This window comes from Streptomyces sp. NBC_01244 (genome assembly GCF_035987325.1).
GTDB lineage: Bacteria > Actinomycetota > Actinomycetes > Streptomycetales > Streptomycetaceae > Streptomyces.
Genome location: NZ_CP108488.1, coordinates 6,706,798 through 6,726,548, shown reverse-complemented (window position 1 = coordinate 6,726,548; position 19,751 = coordinate 6,706,798). Strand labels below are relative to the sequence as shown.

20 protein-coding genes are annotated in these 19,751 nt (G+C 71.4%); 2 read left to right on the top strand and 18 right to left on the bottom strand.

Translation table 11 applies throughout. From position 1 onward, the window contains the following. Window positions 1–99: 99 nt before the first annotated feature. Window positions 100–1,005: a hypothetical protein gene (locus tag OG247_RS30385; protein WP_327255168.1), complete on the top strand. Its 906-nt coding sequence runs from the start codon at window positions 100–102 to the stop codon at window positions 1,003–1,005. A gap of 240 nt (window positions 1,006–1,245) precedes the next feature. Here the strand turns inward: OG247_RS30385 and OG247_RS30380 are convergent, their stop codons facing one another. From OG247_RS30380 to rpsB, 9 genes are all read right to left on the bottom strand, one after another. Next, entirely contained in the window at window positions 1,246–2,268 is a 1,023-nt protein-coding gene (locus tag OG247_RS30380; protein ID WP_327255167.1) for an ABC transporter ATP-binding protein, read from the bottom strand. Next, window positions 2,268–3,884 (bottom strand): ABC transporter permease, encoded by a 1,617-nt coding sequence (locus OG247_RS30375; RefSeq protein WP_327257694.1) that lies wholly within the window; start codon window positions 3,882–3,884, stop codon window positions 2,268–2,270. The genes OG247_RS30380 and OG247_RS30375 overlap by 1 nt, the downstream gene beginning before the upstream one ends. Before the next feature lie 59 nt (window positions 3,885–3,943). After that, window positions 3,944–5,044 (bottom strand): thiamine ABC transporter substrate-binding protein, encoded by a 1,101-nt coding sequence (locus OG247_RS30370; protein ID WP_327255166.1) that lies wholly within the window; start codon window positions 5,042–5,044, stop codon window positions 3,944–3,946. A gap of 250 nt (window positions 5,045–5,294) precedes the next feature. Then, window positions 5,295–6,407 (bottom strand): 23S rRNA (adenine(2503)-C(2))-methyltransferase RlmN, encoded by a 1,113-nt coding sequence (gene rlmN / locus OG247_RS30365; protein WP_327255165.1) that lies wholly within the window; start codon window positions 6,405–6,407, stop codon window positions 5,295–5,297. Window positions 6,408–6,500: 93 nt separating this feature from the next. Next, window positions 6,501–7,580 carry a phosphatidate cytidylyltransferase gene (locus OG247_RS30360; RefSeq protein ID WP_327255164.1) on the bottom strand — a complete coding sequence of 360 codons (1,080 nt, stop codon included), beginning with the start codon at window positions 7,578–7,580 and terminating at the stop codon, window positions 6,501–6,503. After that, window positions 7,580–8,137, bottom strand: a complete 558-nt coding sequence (frr, locus tag OG247_RS30355) for a ribosome recycling factor (RefSeq protein ID WP_112453867.1) — start codon at window positions 8,135–8,137, stop codon at window positions 7,580–7,582. Before frr ends, OG247_RS30360 begins: the two co-directional genes overlap by 1 nt. Window positions 8,138–8,189: 52 nt before the next feature. Beyond that, window positions 8,190–8,969, bottom strand: coding sequence for a UMP kinase (pyrH, locus tag OG247_RS30350; RefSeq protein WP_243337648.1), 780 nt, complete (start codon window positions 8,967–8,969; stop codon window positions 8,190–8,192). Window positions 8,970–9,131: 162 nt separating this feature from the next. After that, entirely contained in the window at window positions 9,132–9,968 is an 837-nt protein-coding gene (gene tsf / locus OG247_RS30345) for a translation elongation factor Ts (RefSeq protein WP_327255163.1), read from the bottom strand. Window positions 9,969–10,103: 135 nt separating this feature from the next. Continuing rightward, window positions 10,104–11,039 (bottom strand): 30S ribosomal protein S2, encoded by a 936-nt coding sequence (gene rpsB / locus OG247_RS30340; protein ID WP_327255162.1) that lies wholly within the window; start codon window positions 11,037–11,039, stop codon window positions 10,104–10,106. Between the two features lie 252 nt (window positions 11,040–11,291). On the opposite strand from rpsB, the gene OG247_RS30335 reads away from it, so the two are divergent. Beyond that, complete coding sequence (locus OG247_RS30335) at window positions 11,292–11,828, top strand: M23 family metallopeptidase (RefSeq protein ID WP_327255161.1); 537 nt, start codon at window positions 11,292–11,294, stop codon at window positions 11,826–11,828. A 238-nt stretch (window positions 11,829–12,066) separates the two neighbouring features. On the opposite strand, the gene OG247_RS30330 is transcribed toward OG247_RS30335, so the two are convergent. The 9 genes from OG247_RS30330 to lepB (OG247_RS30290) all read right to left on the bottom strand — a co-directional run bounded on the left by OG247_RS30330 (window position 12,067) and on the right by lepB (OG247_RS30290) (window position 19,724). Further along, complete coding sequence (locus tag OG247_RS30330; protein ID WP_327257693.1) at window positions 12,067–12,624, bottom strand: TetR/AcrR family transcriptional regulator; 558 nt, start codon at window positions 12,622–12,624, stop codon at window positions 12,067–12,069. A 98-nt stretch (window positions 12,625–12,722) separates the two neighbouring features. Continuing rightward, complete coding sequence (gene whiG, locus OG247_RS30325) at window positions 12,723–13,556, bottom strand: RNA polymerase sigma factor WhiG (RefSeq protein ID WP_250743879.1); 834 nt, start codon at window positions 13,554–13,556, stop codon at window positions 12,723–12,725. Between the two features lie 239 nt (window positions 13,557–13,795). Continuing rightward, window positions 13,796–14,980, bottom strand: coding sequence for a DNA-processing protein DprA (dprA, locus tag OG247_RS30320; protein ID WP_327255160.1), 1,185 nt, complete (start codon window positions 14,978–14,980; stop codon window positions 13,796–13,798). Beyond that, window positions 14,977–16,599, bottom strand: a complete 1,623-nt coding sequence (locus OG247_RS30315) for a YifB family Mg chelatase-like AAA ATPase (RefSeq protein ID WP_327255159.1) — start codon at window positions 16,597–16,599, stop codon at window positions 14,977–14,979. The genes dprA and OG247_RS30315 overlap by 4 nt, the downstream gene beginning before the upstream one ends. Continuing rightward, on the bottom strand, window positions 16,599–16,970 hold the full coding sequence (locus tag OG247_RS30310) for a YraN family protein (protein WP_243337661.1): 372 nt from the start codon (window positions 16,968–16,970) through the stop codon (window positions 16,599–16,601). Before OG247_RS30310 ends, OG247_RS30315 begins: the two co-directional genes overlap by 1 nt. 116 nt (window positions 16,971–17,086) lie before the next feature. Continuing rightward, window positions 17,087–17,395: a DUF2469 domain-containing protein gene (locus tag OG247_RS30305; RefSeq protein ID WP_005311352.1), complete on the bottom strand. Its 309-nt coding sequence runs from the start codon at window positions 17,393–17,395 to the stop codon at window positions 17,087–17,089. A gap of 55 nt (window positions 17,396–17,450) precedes the next feature. After that, the gene (locus tag OG247_RS30300) at window positions 17,451–17,996 is read right to left on the bottom strand and encodes an NUDIX hydrolase (protein ID WP_327255158.1); all 546 of its coding nucleotides are present in this window, start codon (window positions 17,994–17,996) and stop codon (window positions 17,451–17,453) included. Continuing rightward, entirely contained in the window at window positions 17,986–18,702 is a 717-nt protein-coding gene (gene lepB, locus OG247_RS30295) for a signal peptidase I (RefSeq protein WP_442813457.1), read from the bottom strand. The genes OG247_RS30300 and lepB (OG247_RS30295) overlap by 11 nt, the downstream gene beginning before the upstream one ends. Window positions 18,703–18,806: 104 nt before the next feature. Beyond that, entirely contained in the window at window positions 18,807–19,724 is a 918-nt protein-coding gene (lepB, locus tag OG247_RS30290; RefSeq protein ID WP_442813456.1) for a signal peptidase I, read from the bottom strand. Window positions 19,725–19,751: the final 27 nt, after the last annotated feature.

The window sequence follows — 19,751 nt, the reverse complement described above, 5'->3', positions numbered from 1 at the left end:
CGGGCAATCTGACCCGGGCAGGCAACTTCCCTCCCCTTTTCCACGTCTGGAAGAGGTACGCACTACGTAAAACCTGCCAGACGTGAACGGAGCCCTCGGGTGCTCATAGGCCTGCTGACCGCTATCGCGGCGTCCATCTGCTACGGCACGGGATCCGTCCTGCAAGCCGTGGGCTCACGGCGGGCGGCCCGGATGTCGCCCGCCGCCGCCGGGGTCACCCAGCACGGCGGACCGAACCTCACCTCCACGGCGAAGGCCGCGATGACCTGGGAGTTCATCGTCGGCACGATCCTGGACTTCGTGGGGTTCGGCCTGGGTGCCCTGGCCGCCCGCCTCCTGCCGCTCTTCCTCTCTCAGACCGTCATCAGCGCCAACCTGGTGATCACGGCCGTGCTGAGCGTGAAGATGCTCGGCATCCGGCTGACCCGCAAGGAATGGACCTCCATCGGGGTCGTCTGCGCGGCGCTGGTCCTGCTGGCGACGGCGGCGGGCCACGAGGGCGGCCACTACGCGCCGGCCGCCACGCACTGGTGGCTGCTGGCGGTGACCGTGCTGATCATCGTGGGCGGCACGCTGGCGGTACGTTTCCTCGGCGCCCGGGCCGCGATCCTGGCGGGCCTGCTGTCGGGTCTGGCGTTCGGCGCGCTGGGCGTCGGGGTCCGCATCCTGAACGGCGTGGAGCCGTTCTCGTTCCCCTCCCTCCTCTCCGACCCGGCCCTGTACGCCATCGTCCTGGCGGGGGTCGGCGGCATGTACCTGCACACCGTGGCACTCCAGATCGGCTCGGTGAACGGCGCCACCGCCGCCCTGGTGGTCGGTGAAACCGTGCTCCCCGGCGCGATCGGCGTGCTCTGGCTCGGCGACGCCTCCCGCCCCGGCATGGCCTGGCTGGCGGTCCTCGGCTTCGTCCTCGCGGTAACCGGCGCGGTGGCAGTCGCCTGGTACGGCAACCACGAGGGCGCCGACGGCAACGTCCCCGCCCCGGAACCGACTCCGGTCGGCTGATGGCTTTCCAGCCGTCCGGCGTTTGAGGACCGGGGTCTGGGGCGGAGCCCCAGGGGGTCCGGGCGCAGCCCGGTGGCATGTCCAGCCCCGCCGGCGTTTGAGGCCCGGGTCCGGGCAGCGCCCGGGGAACGGTGGAAGGGCGGGTAGGGGACTTCGCCCGTGCAGCGGCAAAGGTCACAGCGGGGACTTCGCCCGCGCAGCGGCAAAGGTCGCAGCGGGGACTTTGCCCCGCGCAGCGGCCTACTCCCCCGGCAGCACGACCACCTCGGCCGGGGCGAAGCCCACCGCGACCCGGTCCCCGACCCCCGGCGCCCCGGCCAGATCACACTCCGCCTCGAGCCCCGGCCCCACCTCGGGCCGAAGCAACAGCGCGACATGCGTCCCCCGGAAGGTCCGCGACACCACCTCGCAGCCCAGCCCCGCAGGCGACAGCACAACCCCTGCCGGCCGGATCAGCACCTGGCAGTCCCCCTCCGCGGCCCCCGCCGGAACGGCGACCTTCCCCCACGGAGTGGAGGCGACCCCACCCGACACCACCGCCGGGACGACGTTCTCGAACCCCAGGAACCGCGCCACGAACTCCGACGCCGGCCGCTGCCACACCTCCAGCGGGGTCCCCGCCTGCGCGATCCGCCCGTCCCGCATGACGACCACCCGGTCGGCCAGCGCGAACGCCTCGCCCTGGTCGTGCGTGACGGCCAGCACGGTCGTGCCCAGCCGTGCGAACAGCCCCTGCAACTCCACCACGAGCCGCTCCCGCAGCCCGCGGTCCAGCTGCCCGAGCGGCTCGTCCAGCATCAGCAGCCGCGGCGAAGGCGCCAGCGCCCGCGCCAGCGCGACCCGCTGCTGCTCTCCGCCGGACAGCGAGGCCACCGCCCGGCCCTGCGCCCCGGGGAGCCCGACCAGCTCCAGGAGCTCGGTGACGCGGGCCTCGGAGGACTCCTTCGAAGCACCCCGCATCCGCAGCCCGAAGGCGACGTTCCCGCCCACGTCCCGGTGCGGGAACAGCTGGTGGTCCTGGAACATCAGGCCGACCCCCCGCCGGTGTACGGGCACTGCGGCCTGATCGGCGCCGCCCAGGAGCACCCTCCCGTCGGCGACGGGCTGGAGCCCGGCCACCACCCGGAGCAGAGTGGACTTGCCGCTCCCGCTCGGCCCCAGCACGCACACGATCTCGTGCTCGGCCACCGCCAGGTCCACGGCGTCCACGACCGCGCGCTCACCGAAGCGGACCGACACCCCTTCCAGCTGAAGCAGGGTCATCAGAACTCTCCGGAGGTCTTGTCGGGTCGCAGCCGCTCCAGCAGGAGCAGGGACACCGCGCACGTCAGCATCAGGATCGTGCTCAGGGCCATCGCCTGCCCGTAGTTCATCTCCCCGGCCCGCCCCAGCAGCCGCGCCACGGCGACCGGCAGCGTCGGATGGTCGGGGCGCGCGATGAAGACGGTCGCCCCGAACTCCCCGAGGGACACGGCGAAGGCGAAGCCCGCCGCGATCAGCAGGGCCCGCCGCACCATCGGCAGGTCCACCTCCCGCCAGGCCCGCAGCGGCGAGGCGCCGAGCACGGCGGCGGCCTCCCGCAGCCGTGCGTCCACCGCGCGCAGCACCGGCAGCATGGTCCGTACGACGAAGGGAACGCCCACCAGCGCCTGCGCCAGCGGCACCAGGATCCACGAGGTCCGCAGGTCCAGCGGCGGCTCGTCGAGGGTGATGAGGAAGCCGAAGCCGACGGTCACGGCGGACACCCCCAGCGGGAGCATCAGCAGCGCGTCGAAGCCCCGTACGAAACGGCCCGCGCGCCGGGTCAGCGCCGCGGCCGCGAGCCCGCCGACGACGAGCGCGATGGCGGTGGCGGCGAGCGCGTACTGCAGGGAGTTCCAGATGGCCTCCAGCGGCGGCACCAGAAACGTTCCGCCGCCGGCGCCCACGTCCTGAAGCGCCCGGTAGAAGCCGAAGCCGTAGCCGCCGGGCGCGTCCAGCGAGCGCTCGACCAGCACGGCCAGCGGCGCCACGATCAGCAGCGCCACCGTCAGCAGCACCCCGCCGAGCAGGGCGCGCTGGGCCCAGCCGCGCGGCCGGTGCGTGGTCCGCCCCGGGTCGACGAGCCGCAGCGCGGTCTCCCGCTTGCGCACGGTCCAGGCGTGCACGGCGAGGATCGTCCCGATGGCCGCGAACTGCACCATCGTCAGCACGGCGGCCGTCGGCAGGTCCAGGAGCTGCGCGGTCTGCCGGTAGACCTCCACCTCCAGGGTGGAGTACGCGGGGCCGCCCAGGATCTGCACGACACCGAAGGAGGAGAAGGTGAACAGGAACACCATCAGCGAGGCGGCGGCCACCGCCGGGACCAGGGCGGGCAGCGTCACGCGCCGCCATGCGGCGAACCGCCCGGCCCCCAGCACCCGGGCGGCCTCCTCCTGGCGCGGGTCCAGCTGCGCCCACAGTCCGCCGACCGTGCGGATGACGACCGCGTAGTTGAAGAAGACGTGCGCGAGCAGGATCGCCCAGACGGTCGTGTCGAGGCGGATCCCCCACACCTCGTCCAGCAGACCGCCCCGCCCGACGAGCGCCAGGAACGCGGTGCCGACCACGACGGTCGGCAGGACGAACGGCACCGTCACGAGCGCCCGCAGCACTTGCTTGCCGGGGAACTCGAAGCGCGCGAAGACGTACGCGCCGGGGAGCGCGATCAGGAGCGTGAGCGCCGTGGACGCGAGCGCCTGCCAGGTGGTGAACCAGAGCACGTCGCCGATGTCGGGCCGGGCCAGCACCTCGCCGATCCGGCCGAACTGCCAGCCGGCGTCGGTCTTGAGCCCGCGCCCGACGATCGCGGCGACGGGGTACGCGAAGAACAGCCCGAAGAAGACGAGCGGCACGGCCATCAGACCGAGCCTGACGGCCGTGGCCCGCCCGCTCTCCTTCGGAACCTTGCTCACTCGTCCTACTTCACGACGAGCGTGGTCCACGCCTTGACCCACTGGTCGCGGTTCTTGGCGATGGCCTCCGGGGCGACCGCCTCGGGCTTCTCGATGACGACGCCGTGCTTGGTGAACAGCTCGGGCAGCGCCGCGTCCTTGGTCACCGGGTTCACGAACATCTGGAGCGGCATGTCCTCCTGGAACTTCTTGGAGATCAGGAAGTCCAGGAGCGCCTTGCCGCCCTCCTCGTTCTTCGCGCCCTTGAGCAGGCCCGCGAACTCGGTCTGCCGGAAGCAGGTGCCCGTGGCGACGCCCGTGGGGGCCTCGGCCGGCTGCGGCTCGCCGTAGAGCACCTCGACCGGCGGGCTGGAGGCGTAGGAGACGACCAGCGGCCGGTCGCCCTTGGCCTTCTTGCCGCCCGCCGAGCCGGAGAAGCGCTCGTTGTAGGCCTGCTCCCAGCCGTCGACGACCTCGACGCCGTTGGCCTTCAGCTTGCTCCAGTAGTCCTTCCAGCCCTCGTCGCCGTACTTGCCGACGGAGGCGAGGAGGAAGCCGAGGCCGGGCGAGGAGGTCGCGGCGTTCTCGGTGACCAGCAGGTTCTTGTACTCCGGCTTGATCAGGTCGTCCAGCGTCTGCGGCGGGGCGAGCTTCTTGTCCGCGAAGTAGGCCTTGTCGTAGTTGACGCAGATGTCGCCGGAGTCGACGGGGGTGACCCGGTGCTCCTTGTCGAGCACGAACTCGGGCTTCACGCCGGCCAGCCCCTTGGCCTCGTACGGCGTGAAGATGCCGTTGTCGAGGGCCCGGGAGAGGAGCGTGTTGTCCACGCCGAAGAAGACGTCGCCGCGCGGGGAGCCCTTGGTGAGGATCTCCTGGTTCAGGGCCGCGCCCGCGTCGCCCGACTTCAGGACCTTGACGGTGTAGCCGCTCTGCTGCTCGAACTCCTTGAGGACCGTGTCGGTCACGTTGAAGGAGTCGTGCGAGACGAGGGTGATCGTCTTGGGCTTCGGGGCGTCGCTCGCCCCGGCGGACTTGTCCTTGGCGTCGCCGCCGCCGCAGGCGCTGAGCGTGGTGACGCCGAGCGCGGCCACGAGCGCGATGCCCGTCATCTTCTTGGTGGTGCTCATTGGTGCATTCCTCCTGGGATGTCCAGGAGAAGACGCGGCCCCGCCCGGCGCTCTGTGGAGCGGACGCCGGGCAGGGCGCAACAGCTTGAGTGGTGACCGAACTTCCTACCCCGAATGACCGGGGCGAGGTTCAGAGGGTCTGCGGTGACGGTTACCGCACTCTCAGCGCTGTGGCGCTCCCCTGTCGGAATATGAAATTGGTTCGGCCACAGGGTACCCCGCGGCCGAAAGCAAACTTGACTGGCCGAAATCAGCGCTCCGAGGCGGCGAGCTGGCCGCACGCGCCGTCGATCTCCTGGCCACGGGTGTCGCGTACGGTCACGGGCACCCCGTGGCGGGCGATGGCCTCGACGAAGGCCTTCTCGTCCTCGGGCCGCGAGGCGGTCCACTTCGAGCCCGGAGTCGGGTTCAGCGGGATCAGGTTGACGTGCACGCGCTTGCCCTTGAGGAGCCTGCCGAGCAGGTCGCCGCGCCAGGCCTGGTCGTTGATGTCGCGGATCAGGGCGTACTCGATGGAGATCCGGCGGCCGGACTTCTCCGCGTACTCCCAGGCCGCGCCGAGCACCTCGCGGACGTTCCAGCGGGTGTTCACGGGGACCAGGGTGTCGCGCAGCTCGTCGTCCGGGGCGTGCAGGGAGACGGCGAGGCGGCACTTGAAGCCCTCGTCGGCGAAGCGGTGCATCGCCGGGACCAGGCCCACGGTGGAGACGGTGATCCCGCGCTGGGACAGGCCCAGGCCGTCGGGCTCCGGGTCGGTGAGGCGGCGGATGGCGCCGACCACGCGGTTGTAGTTGGCGAGCGGCTCGCCCATGCCCATGAAGACGATGTTCGACAGCCGGGCCGGCCCGCCGGGGACCTCGCCGTCGCGCAGGGCCCGCATGCCGTCGACGATCTGGTGCACGATCTCGGCCGTCGACAGGTTGCGGTCGAGACCGGCCTGTCCGGTGGCGCAGAACGGGCAGTTCATGCCGCAGCCGGCCTGCGAGGAGATGCACATGGTGACCCGGTCCGGGTAGCGCATCAGCACGGACTCGACGAGCGTGCCGTCGTGCAGCTTCCACAGGGTCTTGCGGGTGGTGTCGTCATCGCACGAGATGTGCCGCAGGACGTTCATCAGGTCCGGCAGCAGCTCCTGCTGGAGCTTCTCGCGGGACGCGGCGGGGATGTCGGTCCACTCGGCCGGGTCGTGCGCGTACCGGGCGAAGTAGTGCTGGGAGAGCTGCTTGGCCCGGAAGGGCTTCTCGCCGATCGCGGCGACCGCCTCCCGGCGCTCCTCGGGGGTGAGGTCGGCGAGGTGCCGGGGCGGCTTCTTCGCTCCACGAGGGGCGACGAAAGTGAGCTCTCCCGGGACTGGGCGGGCCATGGCAGGTACTCCTTGTAAGACGAAAGGCGCGCCGCAGAAGCAGCGCGCCTTCCAAGAGTAACCGCCCCGCCTGCACGGGCGCCTTTCCGCAGGTCAGCCCGTGCCCACGAAGGCCGCCAGCAGCAGCCAGACCACCGGGGCCGTGGGAAGCAGGGAGTCCAGCCGGTCCATGATGCCGCCGTGACCCGGCAGCAGGGTGCCCATGTCCTTGATCCCGAGATCCCGCTTGATCATGGATTCACCGAGGTCACCGAGGGTGGCACTGACCGCGACGGCGAAGCCGAGCACCAGTCCCTGCCACCAGACGCCTCCGTCGATCAGGAACTCCATGCACAGCGCGCCGGCCCCCATCGCGAAGGCCACCGCTCCGAAGAGCCCCTCACGGGTCTTTCCGGGGCTGATGCGCGGGGCGAGCTTGGTCTTCCCGAAGCGCCAGCCGACCGCGTAGGCCCCGGTGTCGCTGACCACGGTCAGGACCAGGAAGGTGACGACGCGCTGCGGCCCGTCGTCGGCGGGGAGCAGCATCGCGACGAACGTGGCCAGGAAGGGCACGTAGAACGCCGCGAAGACTCCGGCGGTGACGTCCTTGAGGTAGTCCTCGGGCGGCTCGGTCATCCGCCAGACCAGGACCGCGAGGGCGGTCAGCGCCATCGCCACCCAGGCGCCCTCGGCCCCGCGGAAGTATCCGGCGATGACCATCGCCGCACCGCCGATCGCGAGCGGGACCAGCGGGGCCTTGATGCCCTTCTTCTCCTGGAGACGGGAGGTGAGCTCCCACAGGCCGACGACGACCGCCACGACGACGACGCCGAGGAAGACCGCCTTGACGATGAACAGCGAGGCGAAGATCACCGCGCCGAGTCCCACTCCGACCCCTATGGCGGCACGCAGGTCCCGCCCGGCACGCTTCTTCTGAGGCGGGGGCGAGGCGTCCTGCGGTGCCGGCGAAGGCGGGGTCGGCGGGGGGCTGGGCATGGGCTCCTGCGGCGGCGTATCGGCGCGGAAGAGGGGGCCGCCGTCAGCGGCGGCCCCCCGATCGCGTGCTTCCCGGTCGTCGAAGTCACGGCCGGCGGCATCGGGCACGATGGGCATGGGCCGAGTGTGCGGGCCCACCAGCGCATCGTAGGCGGGACCCGCCGGAACCGGCTCCGGCTGCCAGGAAGTGTCGTTCATCAGACTTCGAGGAGCTCGGCTTCCTTGTGCTTCAGGAGCTCGTCCACCTGCGCGACGTACTTCGCGGTGGTGTCGTCGAGCTCCTTCTCGGCGCGGCGCACCTCGTCCTCGCCGGCTTCCTTGTCCTTGACGAGCTTGTCGAGGGCGTCCTTCGCCTTGCGGCGGATGGCGCGGATCGACACCTTGGAGTCCTCGGCCTTGGTGCGCGCGACCTTGATGTACTCCTTGCGGCGGTCCTGCGTCAGCTCGGGGAAGGTCACCCGGATGATGCTGCCGTCGTTGCTGGGGTTGACGCCCAGGTCGGAGTCGCGGATGGCCGTCTCGATGTTGCGCAGGGCGCTCTTGTCGAACGGGGTCACGATCGCCATGCGCGGCTCGGGGACCGAGAAGGAGGCGAGCTGGTTGATGGGCGTGATGGCGCCGTAGTACTCCGCCACGATCTTGTTGAACATCGCCGGGTGCGCACGACCGGTGCGAATCGCGGCGAAGTCTTCCTTGGCGACGACGACGGCCTTTTCCATCTTCTCCTCGGCCTCGAGGAGGATCTCTTCGGTCACCACGTGCTCCTGCATGTCAGAAATGGATGGTTCAGGCGGACGGGGGGCCTGCTCAGGCCCGGGTGCCCTGGTCGCTCACGAGCGTGCCGATCTTCTCACCCTTGACGGCCCGCGCGATATTGCCCTCGGCGAGCAGCTCGAAGACGAGGATCGGCAGCTTGTTGTCGCGGCACAGCGTGATGGCCGTGGCATCGGCGACCTTGAGGTCGCGCGACAGCACCTCGCTGTACTCCAGCGCGTCGAACTTCACCGCGTCCGGGTTCTTCTTCGGGTCGGAGTCGTAGACCCCGTCGACGCCGTTCTTGCCCATGAGCAGGGCTTCCGCGTCGATCTCCAGGGCGCGCTGGGCGGCCGTGGTGTCGGTGGAGAAGTAGGGCATGCCCATGCCGGCACCGAAGATGACCACGCGGCCCTTCTCCAGGTGGCGCACGGCGCGCAGCGGGATGTACGGCTCGGCGACCTGGCCCATGGTGATGGCCGTCTGGACGCGGGAGTCGATGCCTTCCTTCTCCAGGAAGTCCTGGAGGGCGAGGCAGTTCATGACCGTGCCGAGCATGCCCATGTAGTCGGACCGGGCCCGGTCCATGCCGCGCTGCTGGAGTTCGGCGCCGCGGAAGAAGTTGCCACCGCCGATCACGATCGCGATCTCCGCGCCGTCGCGGACCACCGCGGCGATCTCACGGGCGATGGCGTGGACTACGTCGGGGTCGACGCCGAGTCCTCCGCCACCGGAGAAGGCCTCGCCCGACAGCTTCAGCATGAAGCGGCGGCCCTTCTTGTCCTGGTCGCTCTTGTCGTCGGAAGCGGTGTGGGTGTCCACGCCCTGATTCATGGAGATCTCCTCGTGCACATACGAAGAAGGCCATTGCCGGTGGGTCCTCGCGGTTCCCTCTACGGCAATGGCCTCCTCGTCAGATCTGCGGTCGCCCTGCGCGAACGCGGGCGACTGCTTCAGACCCTACCGGGGTCCGGTGTCCGTCGCGTACGGACGGACTCAGATGCCGACCTTGATGCGCGAGAAGCGCACCAGGGTGACACCGGCCTCGTCCAGAACCTTCTGGACGGACTTCTTGGCGTCCAGGGCGTACGCCTGGCCGAGCAGCGTGTTGTCGCGGAAGAAGCCGTTGACACGACCCTCGACGATCTTCGGCAGCGCGGCTTCCGGCTTGCCCTCGGCGCGGGTGACCTCTTCGGCCACGCGACGCTCGGACTCGACGACGTCGGCGGGGACGTCTTCCTTGGAGAGCCACTTCGGCGCGAACGCGGCGATGTGCTGCGCGACGCCGCGGGCGACCTCGGCGTTGGGCTTGTCGAGCTCGACCAGGACGCCGATCTGGAACGGCAGGTCGGGCATCGTGCGGTGCATGTACGCCGAGACGTAACCGCCGGTGAACTGCGCGAAGCGGTCCAGGACGATCTTCTCGCCGAGGTTGGCGTTGGCCTCGTCCACGAACGCCTGGACGGTCTTGCCGGGCTCGATCTCGGACGCGAGGAGCGCCTCGATGTCGGCCGGGGAGGTCGCGGCGACGTGCTCGGCCAGCTGGTTGGTGACGGCCAGGAACTTGTCGCCCTTGGCGACGAAGTCCGTCTCGCACTTCAGCTCGACGATGACACCGGAGGTGTTGTCGTCGGCGATCACGGAGACGACTGCACCGTTCTCGGCAGAACGGCCTTCGCGCTTGGCGACGCCCTTCTGACCCTTGATACGGAGCGCCTCGACGGCCTTGTCGACGTCGCCGTCGGACTCGACCAGCGCGTTCTTGCAGTCCAGCATGCCGACGCCGGTGAGCTCGCGGAGCTTCTTGACGTCAGCGGCGGTGTAGTTCGCCATGAGTCTGTGATTCTCTCTCGAAGTCGTAGATCTACGGGTGAACGGCGGAGGAGGCGCGCTTTTGGCGCGGCTCCCCCGCCGTCATCGTCCGTGCTGTGAGTGCCCGGCGCATGAACGCCGGGCGCTCTCAGTGGGTCAGGCCTGCTCGGCGTCGGCGGCCGGAGCCTCGACGACGGCCTCGGCGACAACCTCGGCCTCGGCGGCCGGAGCAGCCTCCGCCTCGACGGCGGGGGCGTCGACAACGGCCTCGGCGGCCGGAGCGGCCTCGACCGTCTCGTCGGAGTCGGCCTTCTTCTCACCCTCGAGCAGGTCGCGCTCCCACTCGGCGAGCGGCTCGGCGGCGGCCTTCTCGCCCGGCTTCGAGTCGCCAGTGGCGGCACCGGAACGGGCGATGAGGCCCTCGGCGACGGCGTCGGCGATCACGCGGGTGAGCAGGGTGACGGAGCGGATCGCGTCGTCGTTGCCCGGGATCTTGTAGTCGACCTCGTCGGGGTCGCAGTTGGTGTCGAGGATCGCGACGACCGGGATGTGGAGCTTGCGCGCCTCACCGACGGCGATGTGCTCCTTCTTGGTGTCGACGATCCAGACGGCGCTGGGAACCTTCGACATCTCGCGGATACCACCGAGGGTCTTCTCCAGCTTGATCTTCTCGCGAGAGAGGACCAGGAGCTCCTTCTTGGTGAGACCCGAGGCGGCGACGTCCTCGAAGTCGATCGCCTCAAGCTCCTTCAGACGCTGAAGGCGCTTGTAGACGGTGGAGAAGTTGGTGAGCATGCCACCCAGCCACCGCTGGTTGACGTAGGGCATACCAACGCGCGTCGCCTGCTCGGCGATGGCCTCCTGGGCCTGCTTCTTGGTACCGACGAACATGATGGAACCGCCGTGGGCGACGGTCTCCTTCACGAACTCGTAGGCGCGGTCGATGTACGACAGCGACTGCAGCAGGTCGATGATGTAGATGCCGTTGCGCTCCGTGAAGATGAAGCGCTTCATCTTCGGGTTCCAACGGCGGGTCTGGTGACCGAAGTGGACGCCGCTTTCCAGCAGCTCCCGCATCGTTACGACGGCCATGGCCATCTCCTTGTTTTCTCGGTTTGGTTCCTGACGCCCCTGTCGCGCCCTGCCCCCGTGGAGGGGACCGAGAGACGCTGTCACCTGGCCCTGAGGGGCCGGTGCTGGGGCGTGCGAAGTCGACCCGGTGACCCGGATCGCCACAAGAAGTGTACGGGACCCGGTGGTATGCCGGGTGACGCGGTTGTCCACAGCGCCCCGCCCGTCCACAGGCCCGAACCGGACCGGCTCCGGAAACGGAACCATCCCCCCATGACGAAGCTGCTGCTCACCCTGCTCCTGGCCCTGGGCCTCACCCTGGCCCCACCTCCGACGGCACCGGGACCGCCCGGACCGCGAGGGCTGCCGGAACCACTGGTGCCACCGGGCCCGACCGGACGCCCGCTGCCCTCTCCCCTCACGGTGGTCCGCTGGTGGGACCCGCCCCCGACCCCGTACGCGGCGGGCCACCGCGGGGTGGACCTGGCGGCCCCGGTGGGCGCGGAGCTCCGCGCGATCGGTCCGGGCCATGTCCACTACGCCGGCCCGGTGGCCGGCCGCGGAGTCCTCTCGCTGACCCTCCCGAACGGCCTGCGCACGACCTACGAACCGGTCCGCCCCCTGGTGGCACAGGGCGCCGAGGTCGCGGCGGGCCAGGTGGTCGCCCTCCTCACGGACGGCCCCCACTGCCCCCGCCCCTGCCTCCACTGGGGCCTCCTCCACGCGAAGACCTACCTCAACCCCCTGACCCTCCTCCCCCGCCCAACCCCCCGCCTCCTACCCCTGACCCCTCAGCCGTCCGGCGTTTGAGGACCGGGGTCTGGGGCGGAGCCCCAGGGGGGTCCGGGCGCAGCCCGGTACCCCTTCCCAGCCCGTCCGGCGCTTGAGGACCGGGTCAGGGCAGAGCCATGGGAACGGAGGAAGGGCGGGTAGGGGACGGCCCCGCAGGGCACCCGACCCCGACACCGGCACGCCGCGACGGGACGGGGAACCGGGGCCCGGGCGGGCCAGACCCAGGGCTGGGCCACACACCGGGAACCAGGACGGGTCAGCCCCCGACGCCCCGCAGGGCCATGGCCACCGCCGCGTCCGTGACCACGACGGGATCTTCCCCGGCACCGGCCTCGATCCGCCGGACGGCGGCGTCCACCACACCCTGGAGCAGCATCGCGGCCAGCCTCGGCTCCGCCTGCCCCAGCGCGCCCAGCGCCTCCACGATCATCGCGATCAGGCTCCCGTGCGCCGCGCGGATCTTCTCGCGCGCCCCGGCGTCCAGCTCGCTCGCCGAGATCGCCACCACCGCCCGGTGCCGCTTGTCCCCCACCAGCCCCAGCTGGCAGCGCACATACGCCTCGATCTTCGCCTCCGGCGTCTCCGCCTCGGACATCGCCGCCTCGATCTCGGCCGCCCACACGGGAAAGTCCACCGCGCACAGCTCTTCGACGACGGCCGCGCGGGACCGGAAGTACTCGTACACGGAGGACCGGGCGAGGCCGGTCCGCTCGGCTAGGGCGGGGAAGGTCAGCGCTTCCGTCCCCCCTTCGGACAGCAGGGAACGCGCGGCGTCCAACAGGGCGCCGCGCTGCATCGACCGGTGCTCGGCCACGGAGGCCGCTCGAATCCTGGGCACGCGTCCACTCTACGGATGTACCGCAAGGCCGTCGCACGCTCTCGGCCTCCGGCCTCGCACTGCCGGGACCCGGTTCAGCGCCCGACGTCCGCCAGCTTCGCCCGCAGCTGCAGGACCGACTTGGTGTGGATCTGGCTGACGCGGCTCTCGGTGACCCCGAGGACGTTGCCGATCTCGGCGAGCGTGAGGCCCTCGTAGTAGTAGAGGGTCACCACCGTCTTCTCCCGCTCGGGCAGCGTGTTGATGGCCCGCGCCAGCAGCCGGCGCAACTCCCGGTCCTCCGCGACCTCCACCGGGTTGTCCGCGGCGGTGTCCTCCAGCGTGTCCATCAGGGAGAGGCGGTCGCCCTCCCCGCCCACGTGCAGCAGTTCTTCGAGGGCGACCACGTTGGCGAGCGACAACTGGCTGAAAACGGCGTGCAGATCCTCCACGCCGATGCCCATTTCCCCGGCGACCTCGTGCTCGGTCGGGGTGCGCCGCAGCTGGGCCTCCAGCGTGGCGTAGGCCCGTTCGACGGCGCGCGCCTTCTGCCGCACCGAGCGGGGGATCCAGTCCAGCGCCCGCAGCTCGTCGATCATCGCGCCGCGGATGCGGGTGATCGCGTACGTCTCGAACTTGATGGACCGTTCGATGTCGAACTTCTCGATGGCGTCGATCAGTCCGAAGACTCCGGAGGAGACGAAGTCGGCCTGTTCCACATTGGGCGGCAGGCCGACGCTGACGCGGCCCGCCACGTACTTCACGAGGGGCGAGTAGTGCAGGATCAGCTGCTCCCGCAGCCGCTCGTCACCCGAGTCCTTGTACGAGCGCCACAGCACCTCCAGGGACGAGGGCGCGGTGGACCGCTCGCTGCCGCGCGCAGCGGGGGGCACCGCAGCGCGGTCGGACCCTGAGGTGTGCTGGGGCATGCTTCGCCTTTGCCGGAGCCGGATTCCTTGGGAGCGTAGCGTGACGGAAGTGTCGCGGTGCGCGAAGAGTACGGGATCGCGCGGGCCCGCAAAGGCGCCCCGACTCGCGCGGGAGACCCGGGACCGGCGCCTGGCGCACGGTCCCGGCGGGTGCCGCCGGGAAGACCGCGTCTCTCATCGCCTTCACTCTTTCACCGGAACGCCCCAGGTCAACGACCGCCTCGCCGGGTGACTGCGCTTTATGCACCTCCTCTCGGCCGCTTCGGGGTCAACTGCCAGCCGTCGCCCTGCCGTTCGACGAACCCCAGAGAGTGAAGTTCGTACAGTCTGCCGATGACTTCATCGGTGCCGGTGCCCGCGGCGAGGGTCAGCTCCTCCAGGTCTGCGAGGCGCCCCGCCGGCAGGGCTTCGAGGACCCGGACCGCTTCGGGGCCCAGCAGGTCCCGGGCGATGACGGGGCCCCGCCGCTCGGGTGCCAGCTCTCCCATCCCTCCGACCAGCTCGATGACCTCCGCCGCGTCCGTGACCAGCGAGGCCTCTCCGCGCAGCAGTTCGTGCACGCCGGCCGAGAGACCGCTGGTGGCCGGGCCCGGGATGCCCATGGTGATCCTCCCCAGCGCCTGGGCCCGCCGGGCGGTGACCAGGGACCCGCTGCGGTGGGCCGCCTCCACGACGACCGTGCCCCGGGTCAGGGCGGCGATGACGCGGTTGCGCAGGACGAAACGGCTCGGCGTGGGATGGCTGCCGGGCGGCAGCTCGCCGAGGAGCAGTCCCTGGGCGGCGATCCGGCCGAGCAGGCCGGCGTGCCCGCGCGGGTAGGACACGTCCACCCCGCAGGCAAGCACGGCGGCCGTGGCTCCGCCGGCGGCCAGGGCGCCGCGGTGGGCGGCGCCGTCGATCCCGTAGGCGGCGCCCGAGACCAGCACCCACCCGCGCTCGGCGAGTTCACCGGCCAGGCTCTGGGCCATGTGCGCCCCGTACGGGGTGCACGCGCGGGCTCCGACCACCGCCACGGAGCGCAGGGCCCAGGCCCGCAGGCTGGGCCTGCCCCGCACCCACAGTCCGACGGGCCGGGCGTCCCCGAGGTCGTCCAGCTGACTCGGCCACTCCGGCGACCCGGGGCAGACGAACCGGCCCCCGGTCTCGGCGGCGGCCTCCAGGTCCCGCCGGGGGTCGGCCGACGCGGCCCGGCGGCGGTATCCGGCGAGCCGCTCGCCGCCGACCCCGGTCAGTACCCCGGGCTCCGGCGCGGGCCCGGTCAGCAGCCGTATCAGCCCGACGGCCCCGTACGCCCGCAGCCAGCGCCCGCCGTGCTCCTCCCCGGGCTCCAGGACCCGGGTGAGCGCGGCCCGCGCGAGTACCTCGGCCTCGGGCTCCGCCTCCTCCTGCGGGCCGGGTTCCGGGGCCGGCGCCGCGGCGGTCACGAGGCGGCGTCCAGGTGTGCGGTGGCTCCGCGGGCGATTCCTGTGCGCAGCTCGAGGGCGACCGCCACGTCCAGGGCGTCGGGGCGGTCCCGGCTCCTCAGGTCGGCCACCGTCCAGGCGACCCGGAGCACCCGGTCGAGCCCCCGCGCGGTCAGCAGGCCGCGCTCCAGGTCCCGCTCGGCCTGGGCCAGTGCTCCGGGGGCGGCCGGCCAGCGGGTCCGCAGCTCGTGGCCCGGGACCTCGGCGTTGAGCCGCCAGGGCGTGCCCTCGAGCCGGGCCGCCGCCCGGTCGCGGGCCTCCCGGACCCGCGCGGCCACCACCGCCGTGGCTTCGCCGCGGCCCCCTCGCCCCAGCAGATCGGAGCGGGTGACCGGCTCGACCTCCACGCGCAGGTCCACCCGGTCCAGCAGCGGCCCCGACAGCCGGGCCTGGTAGCGGCGGATCACCGAGGCCGGGCAGTCGCAGCCGGTCCCGTGCAGGGTGTGGCGCCCGCAGGGACAGGGGTTGGCGGCCAGCACCATCAGGAACCGGGCCGGCAGGCGTACCACCCCGGCGGCCCGGGCGATGACCACGTGTCCCGCTTCGAGGGGCTGCCTCAGGGCGTCCAGGGCCTTGGTGCTGAACTCCGCGGCTTCGTCCAGGAACAGCACCCCCCGGTGGGCCAGTGACACCGCTCCGGGCCTGGCCACACTGGCTCCGCCCCCGACGAGGGACTGCATGGTCGCCGAGTGGTGCGGGGCGCAGTACGGGGGCCGCGCGACGAGCGGTTCGCCCGGGGGCAGGATTCCCGCGACCGAGTGGACGGCCGTGACCTCCAGGGAGTCCCGTCGGGTGAGCGGGGGCATGATCCAGGGGATCCGCTCGGCCATCATCGTCTTGCCGGCGCCCGGCGGTCCGCTGAGGAAGAGGTGGTGGCCCCCGGCGGCCGCCACTTCCAGGGCCCGGCGTGCCGCGTGCTGTCCGGCGACGTCGGCGAGGTCGGGGAAGTCCCGCCCGTCGCCGTCGCGGGCCACGCCGGTGCCGATTCCTGCGCCGGGGACGACCAGCCCGGCGAGCATCGGGTCGGGGCGCCCGGACGGATCCGGTGGATCCTCCTCGGGGACCTCTCCCTCGGTGAGCACCGCGATCAGCTGCCGCAGGCTGCGTACCCCGAGCACCGAGACGTCCGGGACCAGCATGGCCTCGGCCGCGCACTGCTGGGGCACCACGACCTGCCGGTATCCGGCCTCGGCGGCGGCGAGCACCGCCGGGAGGATCCCGCGGACGGGACGCACCCGGCCGTCCAGCCCCAGCTCCCCGATGAGGACGAGATCGGCGATCACCTTCGGGTCGACCACCTCGGCGGCGCCCAGCACGGCGGCCGCCACGGCGAGGTCGAAGCCCGCGCCGCCCTTCGGGACGGACGCCGGGCTGAGGCCGACGGTGAGTTTCTTCTGCGGCCAGGCGGCGCCCGAGTTCACCACGGCCGCCCTGACCCGGTCCCGGCTCTCGACCAGGGTCTTGTCGGGCAGCCCCACCAGGGAGAAGGTGGCGACTCCGGGCTCCAGGTCGGCCTGGACCTCCACCACCACGCCGTCGACGCCCACGAGGGCGACCGAGCAGGCCCGTGCGAACCCCATCAGGCCGCCCCCCTGACGTGCTCCACGACGGGCCCGCCGCGCCGCGGCAGGAGGACACCGACGAGGTCGATGCGGACCCCGCCCGGGGGTGGTCCCCCGTGGTCGGCCAGCCAGCGCCCGGCGAGCCTGCGCAAGCGCTCGGCCTTGGCGGGCCGCAGCGCGGCCATGGGATGTTCGAACTCCCCCGCCCGCCGGGTCTTGACCTCGCACACGACGAGGGCGTCCCCGTCCCGGGCGACGATGTCGATCTCCCCGCCGCGACACCGCCAGTTCCGCGCGATCACGGTCATCCCGGCCTCGGTGAGCCGTCGCGTCGCGAGGTCCTCGCCGTACCGCCCCAATGCCTGCTGTGCCACGCCCTTCGCGTTCATCCGGCACCACCTCCGGCACCGACGATCCCGCGTCCCCGCCCACTGAGTGGATCTTGGTGGACAGCCGGGGCGATGTGGACAACCGCGTCACCCCGGCGAGGGAACCGGGCCGGAGATCAGCTGCCCGGAAGCTCGAGGTCGCTCTTGTTGAGCTCCTCGATGTTCACGTCCTTGAAGGTCAGCACCCGCACCTGCTTCACGAACCGAGCCGGTCTGTACATGTCCCAGACCCACGCGTCGGCCATCGAGACCTCGAAAAAGACCTCCCCCTGTACCGAGTGCACCTGCATCTCGTAGTCGTTGGTGAGGTAGAAACGGCGTTCGGTCTCGATCACATACTTGAACAGCCCGACGACGTCGCGGTACTCGCGATAGAGCTTCAGCTCCATCTCGGTCTCGTACTTCTCGAGGTCCTCGGCACTCATGGCATGTTCCCCTTCAGCCGTGCGTCCCCCTATTGTGCGCCAGGCCCGTGCGCCCCTAAACGATTTCCGGAGCCAGGTTCACGGGCGCACCCGGGGGACCGTCGTCGAGCAGCGTGCGGAGCAGCTCTGCGAGTCTGGTCGGGTACACCGTCTCATGGGCCGCAAGGAGTTCCTCGGAGGTCCACCACCTGGTGCCCGAGACGCTGCGGCGCTCCAGCTCGGTGAGGCCTCCCAGCACGGTCGCCGTCTGGCTGGTCCGGGCCAGGAAGTACCACTCGTCCTGCTCCCAGCGGCGCCCGTCGAAGGGGAACGAGCAGTAGCGGTGCCACAGCACCGGCCCCAGTTCCACGTCGGTGATCCCGGTCTCCTCCGCGAGCTCGCGGAGCGCGGCCTGCTCCCGGGTCTCGGCGCCTTCCAGGCCGCCGCCCGGGGTGAACCACCAGTCGTCCGCCGGATCTCCCGGCTCGAAGCCGTGCATCAGCAGGATCCGGTCCTCGGGGTCCAGCAGGATCACCCGCGCCACCTTGCGCGGCGCTCCCGGGCCTCCCGCACCACCCGGCCCGGAGCCTGCCCCCGGCCCCGCCGGCGCGTCAGCGGACATCGGCCCGCTCCTGCCTCCGCCCGCGCCCGAGAACCCGTACGACCGGCCCGTACGCGGCTCCGAGCAGCACCAGGGCCGCTCCGCCCACCACCGCGGCCACCTGGAGCAGCAGCGGCCCCGGCGTCGAGGTCCCGCCGGGCAGGGCGGCGTAAGCCTTGGGCCGCTCCAGCATCGCCATGTCGGGCCACGCGAGGGCGTCGACGCGGCCCGTCACCGCCGAGCGGGCCACCGTCCCCTGCCCGGCCTCCTCCAGGTGCGCCCGGGAGTCCAGCGAGGCTCCGCGCCGGTCGCCGAGCAGGAAGAGGTTGCCCTCCGGCACCGTCACCTCGAACGGCGTCCGGGAGGCGGACCCGCCCGGGGCGCCCGTCACGTCGAGCTTCTCCGCCTCGATGTACGGCTCGTCGAGCTCCTTGCCGTTGACGGTGAGCCGGCCGCCGTCACCGCAGCACTTGACCGTGTCCCCGCCAATGCCGACGACCCGCTTGACCATGGGCGAATCGCTCCACTGCCCGTCCTTGAAGATCACCACGTCCCCGCGGCGCACGTCCTCCCCGGCGATGCGCTGCGCCAGAACCCGGTCTCCGGGCTTCACGGTGGGCACCATCGAATCGGTGGGCACCGTGTACGGCTGGTACACGACGGCTGCCCACACGAAGCCACCCAGGAAGAGCACAAAGCCGATGGCCACGGCGACTCCCGACAGCATGCTGCCGAGAGCACCGCGGCCATCGCCGTCACCTGCTCGTATTGCTCGTGTTCCGCCCATTGCAAGCGCCCCCACACTCGGAGATCGTCGACCTGGGCGGCACCCTACCTGTCGGTACGCCCCGCGGTCAGCCTCCGCCTGCGCCACAGCACGACCGGCACCGCGCCGGCGAACCCGAGCGCGGCCGGGCCGAGCCCGACGGGCGCCAGCCCGGCGGCGTCCAGACCGAGCGCGGTGGCCTTGGTCTGCGTGCCGATGCCCGGCTGGTCGTAGGTGTCCGGAACCGGCAGGGTGGACCAGCGGGTGATCGGCCAGGCGACCACCACGGCGCGTCCGACGACATCGCTGACGGGCACGAAGCCCTGGGTGGGGTCCTGCTGGTGGTAGCGGGAGTCCTGCGAGTTCTGCCGGTGGTCGCCCATCACCCAGATCTTGCCCTTGGGCACGGTGAGCGGACCGAAGGGGAAGTCGTCGCACGGGGTGTTGCCCGGGAAGATGTACGGCTCGTCGAGCTCCTTGCCGTTGACGATGACCGGTCCCCCCTTCTTGCACTCGACCGTGTCGCCGCCGATGGCGATCGTCCTCTTGATCAGGTCCTTCTCCTCGGCGGACGGCATGAGGCCGATCCAGCTGAGGGCCTTCTGCGCGATGTTGGGGTCCGGGGTGGGCTCCCCGCTCAGCCAGTTCGACGGGTCGTGGAAGACCACGACCTCACCGCGCTCGGGCTCCGATCCGAACCACGGCGTCAGCTTGTCCACGAGCACCCGGTCACCGCGCTGCAGGGTGTTCTGCATCGAGTCCGAGGGGATCGAGAACGCCTGGACCAGGAAGGTCTTGATCAGCAGGGCGAGCAGCAGGGCGATGCCGACCAGGAGCGGCAGCTCCTTCCAGAACGAACGGTGCGGGCGTACCGCGGCGCCGTCCTTCGCGTCGTCGCCGTCGTTCTCGACGGCATCGGGCCCGGAGGAGTCGTTCGGCTCCTCGCCACCCTCGTCGCGTCCGGATCGTGCACCAACCGCCACGTCCCCCACATCCACTCCTCGTTCGGA